Origin of the sequence: Escherichia sp. GZ89, from assembly GCF_019366485.1 — a bacterium.
GTDB classification, from domain to species: domain Bacteria; phylum Pseudomonadota; class Gammaproteobacteria; order Enterobacterales; family Enterobacteriaceae; genus Escherichia; species Escherichia fergusonii.
This window is the reverse complement of record NZ_JAEOHX010000001.1, coordinates 691,234-704,739: the sequence shown is the minus strand read 5'-3', so window position 1 is coordinate 704,739 and position 13,506 is coordinate 691,234. Positions and strand designations below refer to the sequence as shown.

At 47.1% G+C, this 13,506-nt stretch carries 14 protein-coding genes; 5 read left to right on the top strand and 9 right to left on the bottom strand.

The features are described 5' to 3' along the window. Positions 1–8: 8 nt before the first annotated feature. Positions 9–605 (bottom strand): GTP cyclohydrolase II, encoded by a 597-nt coding sequence (gene ribA / locus K0335_RS03415; protein WP_001176286.1) that lies wholly within the window; start codon positions 603–605, stop codon positions 9–11. Positions 606–793: 188 nt separating this feature from the next. Between ribA and pgpB the strand changes: the two genes are divergently transcribed. The 5 genes from pgpB to yciH all read left to right on the top strand — a co-directional run bounded on the left by pgpB (position 794) and on the right by yciH (position 4,447). Beyond that, complete coding sequence (gene pgpB, locus K0335_RS03410) at positions 794–1,558, top strand: phosphatidylglycerophosphatase B (RefSeq protein WP_000948638.1); 765 nt, start codon at positions 794–796, stop codon at positions 1,556–1,558. Between the two features lie 150 nt (positions 1,559–1,708). Beyond that, positions 1,709–2,017 carry a LapA family protein gene (locus K0335_RS03405; protein ID WP_000876276.1) on the top strand — a complete coding sequence of 103 codons (309 nt, stop codon included), beginning with the start codon at positions 1,709–1,711 and terminating at the stop codon, positions 2,015–2,017. A gap of 6 nt (positions 2,018–2,023) precedes the next feature. Continuing rightward, entirely contained in the window at positions 2,024–3,193 is a 1,170-nt protein-coding gene (gene lapB / locus K0335_RS03400) for a lipopolysaccharide assembly protein LapB (RefSeq protein ID WP_000891386.1), read from the top strand. Positions 3,194–3,383: 190 nt separating this feature from the next. Further along, positions 3,384–4,121 carry an orotidine-5'-phosphate decarboxylase gene (pyrF, locus tag K0335_RS03395; RefSeq protein ID WP_104919810.1) on the top strand — a complete coding sequence of 246 codons (738 nt, stop codon included), beginning with the start codon at positions 3,384–3,386 and terminating at the stop codon, positions 4,119–4,121. Further along, entirely contained in the window at positions 4,121–4,447 is a 327-nt protein-coding gene (yciH, locus tag K0335_RS03390) for a stress response translation initiation inhibitor YciH (RefSeq protein WP_001000060.1), read from the top strand. Before pyrF ends, yciH begins: the two co-directional genes overlap by 1 nt. A gap of 121 nt (positions 4,448–4,568) precedes the next feature. On the opposite strand, the gene osmB is transcribed toward yciH, so the two are convergent. The 8 genes from osmB to sapF all read right to left on the bottom strand — a co-directional run bounded on the left by osmB (position 4,569) and on the right by sapF (position 13,505). Beyond that, positions 4,569–4,787, bottom strand: coding sequence for an osmotically-inducible lipoprotein OsmB (gene osmB, locus K0335_RS03385; protein ID WP_000498252.1), 219 nt, complete (start codon positions 4,785–4,787; stop codon positions 4,569–4,571). Between the two features lie 275 nt (positions 4,788–5,062). Further along, entirely contained in the window at positions 5,063–5,812 is a 750-nt protein-coding gene (locus K0335_RS03380; protein WP_046080873.1) for a DNA-binding transcriptional regulator YciT, read from the bottom strand. Between the two features lie 52 nt (positions 5,813–5,864). Then, the gene (locus K0335_RS03375; RefSeq protein WP_104919809.1) at positions 5,865–6,041 is read right to left on the bottom strand and encodes a hypothetical protein; all 177 of its coding nucleotides are present in this window, start codon (positions 6,039–6,041) and stop codon (positions 5,865–5,867) included. Between the two features lie 154 nt (positions 6,042–6,195). Beyond that, positions 6,196–8,187 (bottom strand): cyclic di-GMP phosphodiesterase, encoded by a 1,992-nt coding sequence (pdeR, locus tag K0335_RS03370; protein ID WP_104919808.1) that lies wholly within the window; start codon positions 8,185–8,187, stop codon positions 6,196–6,198. 223 nt (positions 8,188–8,410) lie between these two features. After that, on the bottom strand, positions 8,411–10,345 hold the full coding sequence (locus tag K0335_RS03365) for an exoribonuclease II (RefSeq protein WP_104919807.1): 1,935 nt from the start codon (positions 10,343–10,345) through the stop codon (positions 8,411–8,413). Positions 10,346–10,412: 67 nt separating this feature from the next. After that, entirely contained in the window at positions 10,413–11,567 is a 1,155-nt protein-coding gene (locus K0335_RS03360) for a carboxymuconolactone decarboxylase family protein (RefSeq protein ID WP_104919806.1), read from the bottom strand. 221 nt (positions 11,568–11,788) lie between these two features. After that, a complete protein-coding gene (gene fabI, locus K0335_RS03355; RefSeq protein ID WP_000506494.1) occupies positions 11,789–12,577 on the bottom strand; it encodes an enoyl-ACP reductase FabI in 789 nt (262 codons plus the stop codon). A gap of 121 nt (positions 12,578–12,698) precedes the next feature. Continuing rightward, positions 12,699–13,505, bottom strand: a complete 807-nt coding sequence (sapF, locus tag K0335_RS03350) for a peptide ABC transporter ATP-binding protein SapF (protein ID WP_104919805.1) — start codon at positions 13,503–13,505, stop codon at positions 12,699–12,701. Position 13,506: the final 1 nt, after the last annotated feature.

The window sequence follows — 13,506 nt, the reverse complement described above, 5'->3', positions numbered from 1 at the left end:
TCAGGGCGTTATTCTGTTTTACCTAACAGATGTCCCATTTTTGCGGCTTTGGTATCAAGATAATGTGCGTTTTTGGGATTCCGTCCGACAATTAACGGAACGCGCTCAACGATATTAATCCCTGCTTCGGTGAGAATTTCGACTTTCTTGGGATTATTGGTGAGGAGACGAACAGCATCGACCCCAAGGAGCTTAAACATATCAGCACAGAGGGTAAAATCGCGCTCGTCTGCTGCGAAACCTAACTGATGATTAGCTTCGACAGTATCGTACCCCTGATCTTGCAACGCATAGGCACGAATCTTATTCAATAAACCAATATTTCGACCTTCCTGACGGTGATAAAGCAATATACCGCGTCCTTCTTCAGCAATATGCGTTAGCGCAGCTTCCAGTTGAAAACCGCAATCACAGCGCAAGCTGAATAATGCATCACCGGTCAGACATTCAGAGTGAACGCGAGCCAGTACAGGCGTCTGGCCTGAAATATCGCCAAAAACCAAAGCGACGTGGTCATGTCCGGTTGCCAGTTCTTCAAATCCCACCATCAGGAAATCGCCCCATGGGGTAGGCAGTTTGGCCTCTGCCACTCGTTTAAGCTGCATGTAAATCTCCAGATAAAGCTGGTGTCTTCGCCTGTTGGCTATTCAATTTTGTTATTTTGCCATAATGTTAAGGACTTCTCCTAATTGCCGCCAACAAAACAATTCTAGAATGGCACAAATCTGTCAATTTTCCCGGCCAGCAGAAATTTCAGTTATGATTGGGCAACTTACCGACAAAAGGAGTTTTCATGCTTTCTATTGCAAAGCGTACAACAGTTGGGGCTGCGCTATTATTAGTTATGCCGCTGGCCGCGTGGATTTCTGGCTGGCATTGGCAACCGGAAGAAGAGAGTCGCTGGCTGAAAGTCCTTTTTTGGGTGACAGAAACGGTGACGCAACCCTGGGGGATTATCACCCATACTCTACTTTGTGGCTGGTTTCTCTGGTGTCTTCGTTTTCGTTTAAAAGCGGCGGTGATGCTGTTTGTGATTCTGGCGGGGGCTATTTTGATCGGGCAAGGGGTAAAATCCTTGATCAAAGATAGTGTGCAAGAGCCACGTCCCTTTGTACTCTGGTTGGAAAAAACGCATCATATCCCGGTCGATGAGTTCTACACTTTAAAGCGGAAGGAAAGAGGAGAGTTGGTCAAAAAACAACTCACTGATCAACTTCATATACCTGTTTTTTTACGTCAACACTGGCAAAAAGAAACTGGCTTTGCGTTTCCATCCGGGCATACCATGTTTGCGGCCAGCTGGGCACTGTTAGCAATTGGGTTGTTATGGCCACGCAGAAGGACACTAACAATCGCAATTTTGCTGGTTTGGGCAACGGCTGTCATGGGGAGCCGTCTACTGTTAGGTATGCATTGGCCGCGTGATCTGGTCGTCGCGACATTGATTTCCTGGCTACTGGTGACGTTGGCAACATGGCTTGCGCAGCGACTTTGTGGACCATTAACACCACCGCCGGAAGAGAAGTATGAGATTGCTCAGCGGGAAGAAGAAAGCTAACAGTGGTTGATTTTCCGCATTAAGCCTATAAATCAGTAACCAGACTGATTGTTTTCCATTTCGCAGACGCCCTGAAAATGGTAATTTAGAAGGCTAATTGCGTTAAATTGAACATAATTTATTCGCTCTAACCACATAACGGGAAGTAATGTGAAATATTTACTCATTTTCTTACTGGTGTTAGCGATTTTTGTGATTTCGGTAACATTGGGTGCGCAAAACGACCAAATAGTGACGTTTAATTATTTGTTGGCACAGGGTGAGTTTCGCATCTCAACCTTACTGGCTGTATTGTTTGCCGCTGGTTTTGCTATTGGTTGGTTGATTTGTGGCCTTTTCTGGCTGCGTGTTCGCGTTTCTCTTGCTCGTGCTGAACGTAAAATTAAACGCCTGGAAAATCAGCTTTCGCCTGCGACCGACGTTGCGGTAACGAATACTACGCCGGTTGTGAAGGAATAATTATCTATGCTGGAGTTGTTGTTTCTGTTGCTACCTGTTGCCGCTGCCTATGGCTGGTATATGGGGCGCAGAAGTGCGCAACAAACAAAACAGGAGGAAGCTAACCGCCTGTCGCGTGATTATGTCGCCGGGGTTAACTTCCTTCTGAGTAACCAACAAGATAAAGCGGTGGACCTGTTCCTCGACATGCTGAAAGAGGATACCGGTACCGTTGAAGCCCATCTCACCCTCGGAAACCTGTTTCGCTCTCGCGGTGAAGTAGACCGTGCCATTCGTATTCATCAGACATTAATGGAAAGCGCCTCGTTAACCTACGAACAGCGATTGCTGGCGGTGCAACAACTTGGCCGTGATTACATGGCTGCCGGGTTATATGACCGGGCGGAAGATATGTTTAATCAGTTGACGGATGAAACAGATTTTCGTGTTGGCGCATTGCAGCAATTACTGCAAATTTACCAGGCAACCAGCGACTGGCAAAAAGCGATTGATGTTGCTGAACGACTGGTAAAACTGGGAAAAGAAAAACACCGTATCGAAATTGCGCATTTTTATTGCGAGTTGGCACTGCAACTGATGGCGAGTGATGATCTTGACCGGGCCATGGCTTTACTGAAGAAAGGAGCTGCAGCAGATAAAAATAGTGCTCGCGTATCCATCATGATGGGACGGATCTTTATGGCGAAAGGCGAGTTTGCTAAAGCCGTTGAAAGCCTGCAACGCGTCATTGCTCAAGATAAAGAGTTGGTTAGCGAAACGCTGGAAATGCTGCAGACCTGCTATCAGCAACTGGGTAAAAATGATGAGTGGGAAGAGTTCCTGCGTCGGGCTGTAGAGGAGAATACGGGAGCTGCTGCAGAACTTATGCTTGCCGATATTCTTGAGACGCGTGAAGGGCGTGATACCGCACAGGTTTATATAACCCGCCAGTTACAGCGTCATCCCACAATGCGTGTTTTTCACAAATTAATGGACTATCACCTTAATGAAGCAGAAGAAGGGCGTGCGAAAGAGAGTTTGATGGTCCTGCGTGATATGGTGGGTGAGCAGGTACGTAGCAAACCGCGTTATCGCTGTCAGAAATGTGGCTTTACAGCTTATACGCTGTACTGGCATTGCCCATCCTGCCGTGCATGGTCAACAATCAAACCAATTCGTGGTCTTGATGGTCTGTAATTAATAAAAAAATCATTATATTAGTTACAACATCCTTTCAGGTGATAATGTAGACAAACTTTGGCATCATCACCTGTAAACAGTCCTTACAGGTAAACGTGCCTGTTAATTTTTTGATACTACAGGTAGAATGCACGCCGTTTACCCATTTTGCGCCGCAGATGGTGCCCATCATTAAGAAGGTCTGGTCATGACGTCTACAGCTTCATCTTCTTCTCGTATTGTCACTGATTCCCCCATTGTTGTTGCTCTTGATTATCATAATCGCGAGAACGCACTGGCATTTGTCGACAAAATTGATCCGCGCGACTGTCGTCTGAAAGTGGGTAAAGAGATGTTTACCCTCTTCGGGCCACAGTTCGTGCGTGAATTACAGCAACGTGGTTTCGACATCTTTCTCGATTTGAAATTTCATGATATCCCAAATACTGCTGCACATGCGGTAGCTGCTGCTGCAGACCTGGGGGTATGGATGGTGAACGTTCATGCATCGGGTGGGGCGCGCATGATGACCGCAGCCCGCGAAGCGTTACTCCCGTTTGGTAAAGACGCACCGCTTTTGATTGCCGTGACTGTCCTGACCAGTATGGAAGCCAGTGATTTAGCAGATCTTGGCGTGACAGTGTCACCTGCACAATATGCGGAACGTCTGGCTGGGTTAACCCAAAAATGTGGTCTCGATGGCGTAGTTTGTTCAGCTCAGGAGGCAGTGCGTTTTAAACAGGCATTTGGTGAGGATTTTAAACTTGTTACGCCGGGAATTCGTCCACAAGGTAGTGCTGCTGGAGATCAGCGCCGTATTATGACGCCAGAACAGGCACTGACAGCAGGCGTAGATTATATGGTTATTGGACGCCCGGTAACGCAGTCTGAAGATCCTGCCCAGACACTGAAAACCATCAATGCATCTTTAAAAGGACATGGATGATGAATGATTCAAATAGCCGCCTTGTTTACTCAACTGAGACAGGGCGTATTGATGAGCCCAAAGTTGTAGCTGAACGCCCGAAAGGAGATGGGATTATACGTATTCAACGTCAAACCAGTGGTCGAAAAGGTAAAGGCGTTTGTTTGATTACTGGTGTTGATCTCCCTGATGCAGAACTGGCTAAGTTGGCAGCAGAGTTGAAGAAAAAATGTGGCTGTGGTGGATCTCTTAAAGACGGTATAATTGAAATACAAGGCGATAAGCGAGATTTAATTAAAACGTTGCTGGAAGCCAAAGGTATGAAAGTTAAACTGGCTGGTGGTTAAAAATTAAAGCCACGGTTTAAACATCGTGGCTTTAAATTTCATAATGCAATTATTTCGTTTCACAAAAATAATGACTGTAAAACGTTCATTACCAATTTAAATAATCGCTAATTATTTACGATTATTTACCTACCTGATGACCGATAATACCACCAACTGCGGCACCACCTAATGTACCCAGTGTGCTACCATCAGTTAATACCGCGCCGCCAAGGGCACCCGCACCCGCACCAATAGCCGTATTACGGTCGCGTTTGGACCAGTTAGAACAGGCGCTCAGGGACATCGCTAAAGTAATAGCCAGAACAGCGGCAGTCATTTTTTTGCTCGTTACAAACATAATACTTTCTCCTGAATTAAAGATTCACGGAAATAAGCTCCCTTTAACTATAGTAAATATGACAGCAGATAAAGAGAATTCCGGGAAGCCGAGTTGCGCAGGGGGTACTTTAATCACGCAGGTGATAGTAACTTCCTGTTATATCGCTAATATTAATTTTACAACGATGGTATGTTAAAGACAGGTAAAAAGTCTTAATTAAGGGATAAGATAAATCTCAGAGAGTAGATGATTTGCCAGAAGGCAAATCATCAAGATATATCGGGGAAACACGTTTATTTTATGTCAACGATATCAACCGCCAACCCTGAATCCCCCATATACTTTTGGGCATCGGGAGATATTTTGGCATCGGTGATGACGCGGTTAAATTTGTGGACTGGACCGAGAGGATAAGGGTGTAACGCACCAAACTTGGAACTATCGGTCAGTACAATGGCCTCAGCACCTTTCTCCAGAACCGCATTGACCACGTCAGAACGCATCATATCGCGGCCAGTAAAACCAGTTTCTGCTTGCCAACCGTCTATGCCAATGAATGCCTTACTAAAATGAACCTGCTGTAAGAACTGGCGGGTGAGTGGCCCAACCATACTTTCGCTTTTTTTCTGGTAGATGCCGCCGAGAAGAATAATTTCACAAGGTGTTTCTTTCAGAAGATGGGCGATATAGCTACTGACAGTGATGATGGTGACATCTTTCTGCTCTGCCAGCGCCCTGGCAAGCAGAGCATTGCAACTGCCGTTTTCGATAAACACGGACTCGCCAGGGTTCACCAACGTAGCAGCGTACTGTGCCAGCTTATGCTTGAGCGTGTAATTGCTCATCATCCGCGTTTCGACATCATCGCTGTCCAGCGATACGGCGTAACCGTGGGCACGGCGTAAAAAGCTCATTTTTTCAAGGGCATTAAGATCTTGTCGGATGGTTACCTCAGAAACACCCGTCACTTTGGCGAGTTTTGCTACGCTAACCTGACCCTTATCAATGACCATCTGTAATATTGTTTGCTGTCGAGAATTCATGGTTTTAGTTTTAATATCGGAGTAATTCAGGAGTGAACCGCATGGGTACGCATTAAATTTCCCATGGAGATTTAGGCGTGCCACTCTGAGCGTTATCTTTAACTTTGCTTAATAATTCCGCCTTAAGAATCTCAAGATTATGAATGGCGGAATGGCTATCTCCAGCCACAAGGATATCTAGTACTGTGTCAATTCTTTCGGCGAGGCGTTGCGCATCAAGTTCAAACATAACGTCATCCCTATGACTTAAAAGTTACAAGATTTAATGATGCAAAAAATGCGACTAAAAGAGAAGTGGAAAATTGCCCGGATAATAGTTAATTGGCAAAATTATGTATTGCGTCATCATTTTCTTTGCATGTAGTTAATCATCACCAGCGAGTTCAACGCATTGTTTTATTTAAATAACGCTTATACCAACGCTCAAAGGCTACAGCAGGCATGGGTTTGGCAAACAAAAAACCTTGTCGTTCGTTAACGCCATTTTTCGTCAGGAAAGCATCCTCTTTCACGCTTTCAACACCTTCGGCAATGACTTGCAGGTTAAGTGCCTGAGCAACCGCCACAATCGCCCTCACTAACGACTGAGAAACAGATTGCTTGTGTATATTGCGAACAAAGGCCTGATCGAGTTTTATGGCATCTATAGGAAAACGTGCCAGTTGTGACAGTGATGAATATCCCGTACCAAAATCATCCAGGTGCACCTGCGCCCCGAGGCGGCTAAATTGCTGAATGACAGACAACGCCAGTGCTTCATTTTCGAGCAGACAGCGTTCGGTTAATTCTACGTCGATAGGACAGTATTCAAAATCAAGCTCATGCAAAACTTGTTTCAGATAGGTAAAAATAGTTTGGTCTGCCAGTTGGCGAGCAGAAATGTTGACCGCTACACGTAAATTAATTCCTTTGCTTCGCCATTTTGCCACCTGGCGCACTACATCAAGAATGACCCAGCGACCAAGCGGAACAATTAATCCTGATTCTTCTGCATAAGAGATAAATTCACCCGGAGTAATGAGTCCACGCTCAGGCGACTGCCATCGTACCAGCGCTTCGAGACTGCGCACTTCTCCGCGCCAGGTGACCTTTGGTTGATAGTGAATCAGCAGTTGATCATTCTCCAGAGCTTTACGTAAGTTAGTGTCCAGCCACAAATACTCAAAAACACGCTGATTCATTTCGGGAGAAAAGACACAGAATTGACCACGACCGCCTTCTTTAGCGGTGTACATGGCCGTATCGGCGCTCCGGATAAGACTGTCGCTGTCATGACCATGCAAAGGTGAAAGTGCAATGCCAACCGAGCAGCCGGTCTGTACTTCAATCAAACCAATACGAAAAGGTAAGCGCAGGCGCGTAAGAATACGAGATGCCATGGCTTCAAGCGCACCTTGTGAAGTGTCTGGTGCCAGGACGATAAACTCATCACCACCATGACGTGCCAGCGTCTGATCGTTATCGAGACAACTGAGTATGGCCAATGCAACGGCTTGCAGCAGTTGGTCACCAAACATATGGCCGTAAGCATCGTTCACTTTTTTGAAATTATCGAGATCGAGATAAACAATGCCGACCTGAGCGTTTGTAGTCTGAACGATAGCATTATCGATCAACTCATGAATAGCGTTACGATTAGGAAGCCCGGTAATCGTATCTGTATTGGCGAGTACCCGCAGACGTTCCTGGGCCACACGCTCCTCAGTGATATCAGTCCCCGAACAGATTAAATAAATTTCATTTTTACCACTGCCGCTATGAATGAATTTATTGCGAAAAAGGAACAGGCGTTGTCCTTTACGGGTTTTGATCCAGCGTTCAACTTCCCATGCGTTTCCACTACGGAAAAAAACGTCAATGTTACGTCGGGAGGCTGCAGCTTCCCGACGACTCATAAAGAGTTTGAATACGCTTTGACCAATGACTTCATGTTCTTTTAAACCGGTATATTCTTCGCATAAGCGATTAAATCGTTGAATGTTGCCCCGGCTGTCGAGGATCAAAATGGCTGAGTTCGCTTCGGAGACAACCTGTTCAGCAAAAGAAAGCCCGTGCATTAAGTCACGAGCAACAGAAGGGGTATCATGCCATGCGGATGCGCTGCCTGCCCATTCACGCTTATTGATTTTGCGTCCAACCAGATGAACTGAAACATCACTTTCTTCCAGCGGTAGCGTCATCATCATACTGGAAGTAATAACCGTCATTTCACGAATACGGTTAGCTTGTTCAGGAGATAACTCAATGGTGCGTTCAGATTCTGCTGCTTCAATCGTCGAAAGATGCAGAACATTACAGTTATGTGACAAACGCCAGAAAGGAGTGTGAGTACCCAAATAGTTATACAACGTGGCAGGCTCCATAACGATTTTCATGATCTACACCATCTTGTTGCAAGCACATACCGCAGCTATCAGCGATGATTAAGATTAGGTGATGTAAAGAGAACGTATTGTTTTATTTATACAATTAGTTGTAATTCAGATTGGGGAAAAAGCATAGTTACGGGGAAAAATAGTTTTGTGTAACTTATGGAATGAGGAGTGAACGAGGAATTAAACGGCCTTCTCACTGGAAGAAGACCGTTCAGTAATGATATCAGGCGACCGGACGGGCAATAATGCTGCGGGTTTCCATACGTACTTCGGCGATGGTGACATCAATGACATCTGTCACTTTGTACACTGTCTCGCCTTTAATTTGCACGGTGCCGTTCTCTTGACTGCATACCAGTTCATCACGAACAGCGTGCAGGAAAGGGGCAGGGATAAATGCAACTGCACCATTGTCAACCAACCGTACACGCATACCACCACGGCTAATATCAATGATTTCTGCGGCGAAGCGAGTGTCTGTGCCCGCTTTATCTTTCAGGAATCGCGCATACAGCCAGTCACCGACATCACGCTCAGCCATGCGGTTAAGGCGACGGCGTTCGGTCATTTGGACAGTCGTTTCATCCTGAGGACGGCTGGCAGTTTCGCCTTTAATTGCCGCTTTCAGTAAACGATGGTTGATCATGTCGCCATATTTACGAATAGGTGACGTCCAGGTGGCGTAAGCCTCAAGCCCCAGGCCAAAATGTGGTCCTGGTTGAGTACTAATTTCAGCAAATGACTGGAAACGGCGAATACGGCTGTCAAGAAAACCTGACGGTTGGGCATCCAGTTCGCGGCGCAGTTTACAAAAACCTTCCAGAGTCAGCACTTCTTGCGCATCGACGTGCAGACCGTGAGTTTTCAGCAGCGCAGCCAGAGCATCAGCATTAGCGGGATCAAAGCCCATATGAACGTTGTAGATCCCAAAACCGATTTTGTCGCGAAGTACTCGAGCAGCACAAATATTGGCTGCGATCATGGCTTCTTCAACGATACGGTTGGCGATACGACGCGGTTCTGCAACGATATCCAGCACTTCGCCTTTTTCACCCAGGATAAAGCGATAATCAGGACGATCTTTAAATACGAGTGCATGGTTATGACGCCACTCACCGCGACGCTGGCAGATTTGCGCCAGCAGACGGATTTGTTCTGCAATGGCATCATTTTCCGGTTGCCAATTCCCACTGTTTTCCAGCCAGTCAGAAACGTCGTCATAGACCAGTTTCGCTTTAGACTCGATAGTTGCAGCAAAGAATTCAATATCGTCTTCGATGGTGCCATCTGCGGCGATAGTCATCCGGCATGCCAGCGCCGGGCGAACTTCAAATGCACGCAGTGAGCAAAGATCGTCAGACAATTCGCGCGGCAACATGGGAATATTGAAGCCCGGCAAGTAGTTGGTAAACGCGCGAATTTTTGCCACGTTATCCAGCTTGCTGCCTTCAGCAATCCAGGCAGTAGGATCTGCAATTGCGACTGTTAATTGCAGTTTGCCATCAGGTAGTGCTTCAGCATACAGCGCATCATCCATGTCTTCAGTGCTGGCGCTATCGATAGTGACAAAGTTAAGGGCGGTCAAATCCTGACGCACCAGACCTTCATCAAGCATTTCGGTTGCCACGCCGTTTGGTGCTTCACGTTCAAGATTATGGCGGGCGAGGGTGACCCACCACGGTACAAAGTGGTCATCACCAAAAGTAATAAATTGGGTTAATTCGGCGTAGAAAGAGCGATCGCCTTTCAGCGGATGGCGGCGCATTTCCGCAACTGCCCAGTCGCCTTCTTTGAATTGATGATCAACACCACGTGCCGCACGGCAAGGAATGGCATCTTTCAATAACGGATGGTCAGGCACAATAGACAAACGATCATTTTTGCCCTGAACTTTGCCCACAAAGCGAGTCAGGAACGGTTCGACCAGTTCTTCCGGCTCCGCAGATTCGCGATCTTTTTCGCTATGGATCACTGCAATTATCCGATCGCCGTGCATAACTTTTTTCATTTGCGGCGGTGGGATGAAATAACTTTTTTGTGCATCGACTTCCAGGAAGCCAAAGCCTTTTTCGGTGGCTTTTACCACCCCTTCAGCACGTGGCGTCTGGGAATGAAGTTGCTGTTTTAGCTGCGCTAGCAGCGGGTTGTCCTGAAACATATTCGTCTATTTTCGTGGCCAAAAGAGCGGCTGACAGTTTTACGCGATTCTGTCTGTTGCGGCAAGGCTAATATGTTTCACCCAAGCCGATTTTTAATCGATTAATCCATCCGTATAGCCCACAGCAAGCTAACACATGAATAGCGTTTGCCGAGGACAACTCCTGATGACATAAGAGCTCGAATTGATCAGTGCTAAAGCGGTCAGGAGCTATGGTCAATAGCTGAATCGCCTGAAGGCCATTTCGCAATTCAAGGCGCCCATTGATCCATTGTTTTATTTCTTTTTCGTCTGCGCGTAATACCGATCTAAATTCAGACAGTTCAGATAAAGTTATCCTGCTATTAAAGCAATCAACACTGCCATTAATCCGCGAAACCAGCAGTGCGGTGAAATCTGCCAAAGGTGAAGCAGGGAATAATAGCGCCAGTGCATTCACGATTTGACGAGACAGCGTAAGCAGTTCTGGTTCCCTTGCCAGTACCGGTGCAAGGTGGCGTAAGCCTGGGATGTCCGCGCAGGATGCAAGAGAATCCAACTGCTGTTGACTGGCATTAGATTCGTCCACAAGAGGGAATGCTGAGCGCCACCGGGTGTGCTGTTGTTGAAAGAGCGAAGTATCGGCAAACTGTTGTGTATCCTGTCCAGGGAGCCACCGTGCAGGTTGTGACAGATACGCCTGAAAAGCAGCAATCACACGTGCCTGAAAGCCCACGAAGCCGATAATCAAATTGATGATCAACATATCTTTTTCCGACAGACCCACATCGTTTAATTGTTGGCGTGACCGTGTATTAATTACCGCAGGTGATGAGGCCAGTTGTCGGGCGTATTGGGTGATTTGCGCCAGGCGATGATTACTTTCTCTGGATGAATCCGGGCCAGGAAGAGGGGCCAGCCGCGCAGCATAATGATTACACAGCCGTTGCACACCACATACCTGAGCGACAGTCAGAGCGGTACTCATTCGCTCGTAAAGGCTGAAGCTATGCAATTTGCTCAGTGTTATTGCCTGTGGGAATAATTGGTTTGCCAGTTGCCGGGATGGGGAAAGCCACGCCTGAAAGGGCATTTGTTCATTCTCGCTTAGCGCCAAATCCAGCAAAAATTTATCCGTACAGTTAGCGGCCTCGGGCACCAGTGGCAGCGGATCGTGAGGTGATGTGCTGGATTGGGTTTCATGATACCAGTGGCTTTTGCCTGTAATACGGCGTTGTTCCATGGGCTTTCCTTGGTCTTAAAGCGGGATGAATATCCTGACGCAAGGTGAGAAAGTGATAAAAGATTGATAAGAGATATGAAATATCAGAATGGTATATACAAAATGTGGGCGACGGAATCGTCGCCCGGCATATAAGTTGCGTGTGCTACGCCAGCGGGTTTTCGCCCCTTCAGAGCCACTGGCGTTTTGTCCTGCAACCCGAATTATTTAGGGTATAAAACTTATTTCAGTTCCAGCTCGTTCATTGCAGCGATGCTGAAACCGCCGTCAACGTGAACAACTTCACCGGAGATACCCGCGGAGAGATCAGAGCACAGGAATGCAGCAGAGTTACCTACATCTTCGATGGTAACAGTACGGCGAATCGGCGTAACGGCTTCACAATGTGCCAGCATTTTACGGAAATCTTTGATACCAGAAGCTGCCAGTGTACGAATCGGACCTGCAGAAATAGCGTTCACACGTACGCCTTCCGGCCCCATCGCATTTGCCATATAACGCACGTTCGCTTCCAGAGACGCTTTCGCCAGACCCATAACGTTATAGTTAGGGATAGCACGCTCAGCACCCAGATAAGAGAGTGTCAGTAGGGCGGAACCTGGATTCAGCATAGAACGGCACGCTTTAGCCATTGCTACAAAGCTGTAGGAGCTGATGTCGTGAGCGATTTTAAAGCCTTCACGGGTAACGGCGTTCACATAGTCGCCATCCAGTTGGTCGCCAGGGGCAAAACCGATGGAATGAACAAAACCGTCAAATTTCGGCCAAACTTTACCCAGTTCAGCGAACATAGTGTCGATGCTGGCATCTTCTGCAACATCACACTGCAGAACGATGTTTGAACCCAATTGAGCTGCAAATTCTTCTACGCGGCCTTTCAGTTTATCGTTCTGGTAGGTGAATGCCAGTTCAGCTCCTTCGCGGTGCATCGCCTGAGCGATACCGTAGGCGATGGACAGTTTGCTGGCAACACCGGTTACCAGAATGCGCTTACCGGAAAGAAAACCCATAGCTTTAATCCTTATGTAATTGTTGTGGCGGTCAGACAGATTTCCTGACCGACCGTCGTTAAAACGCGGCGATTCTATCACGAGACTACAGGAGAGTTAATCCGACCACTGCATCAAGATACTAGCGATCTTTTCGCCATGCGTCTGCAGTTAGTGCTTCGCCGAAATGACCGGCGATAAGTCGTTTGGTTAATTCATGTAATGGCGAAGCGAGCACATCGGCAGTGCTCCCACGCTCAACTACTTCTCCCTGATGCATGACCAGTACCTGATCACTGATATGCTTCATCATCCCAATGTGCTGGGTGACATAGATATAAGAGATACCTTGTTTTTCCTGTAACTCCAGCATCAGATTGATTAACTGCGAACGCATCGACATATCCAGAGACGCCAGTGCTTCGTCGGCAATAATCACCTTTGGGCGTAAAATTAACGCCCGGGCAAGTCCCAGACGCTGCTTTTGCCCTGGTGCCAGCATATGCGGATAGTAACTTACGTGGTCGGGCAACAAACCGACCATCCGCATAGTTTCTATAATCTGCTTTTGCCTTTGTTCTGGTTCCAGAGCGGTATTCAAACGGAGCGGGAAATCCAGAATCTGCGAAATACGTTGCCGTGGATTCAACGATGTTGAGGGATCCTGAAAAATCATGCGAATACGCTGGCTACGGAATGAATAATCCCCAAAATGTAGCGGATGATCGTCGATCAACAATTCACCGCTGGTAGGCTCTATCATTCCGGCCAGCATTTTTGCCAGCGTCGATTTGCCAGAACCGTTCTCGCCAATAATCGCCAACGTCTGGCGTTCACGTAGCGTAAAACTTAGCGGTTTGACTGCTTCTACGGTTTGACGACGAAACCAGCCGGTCCGGTAGCGGAACGTTTTACTCAGATTACGTACTTCGAGTAGGGTTTCGACCATC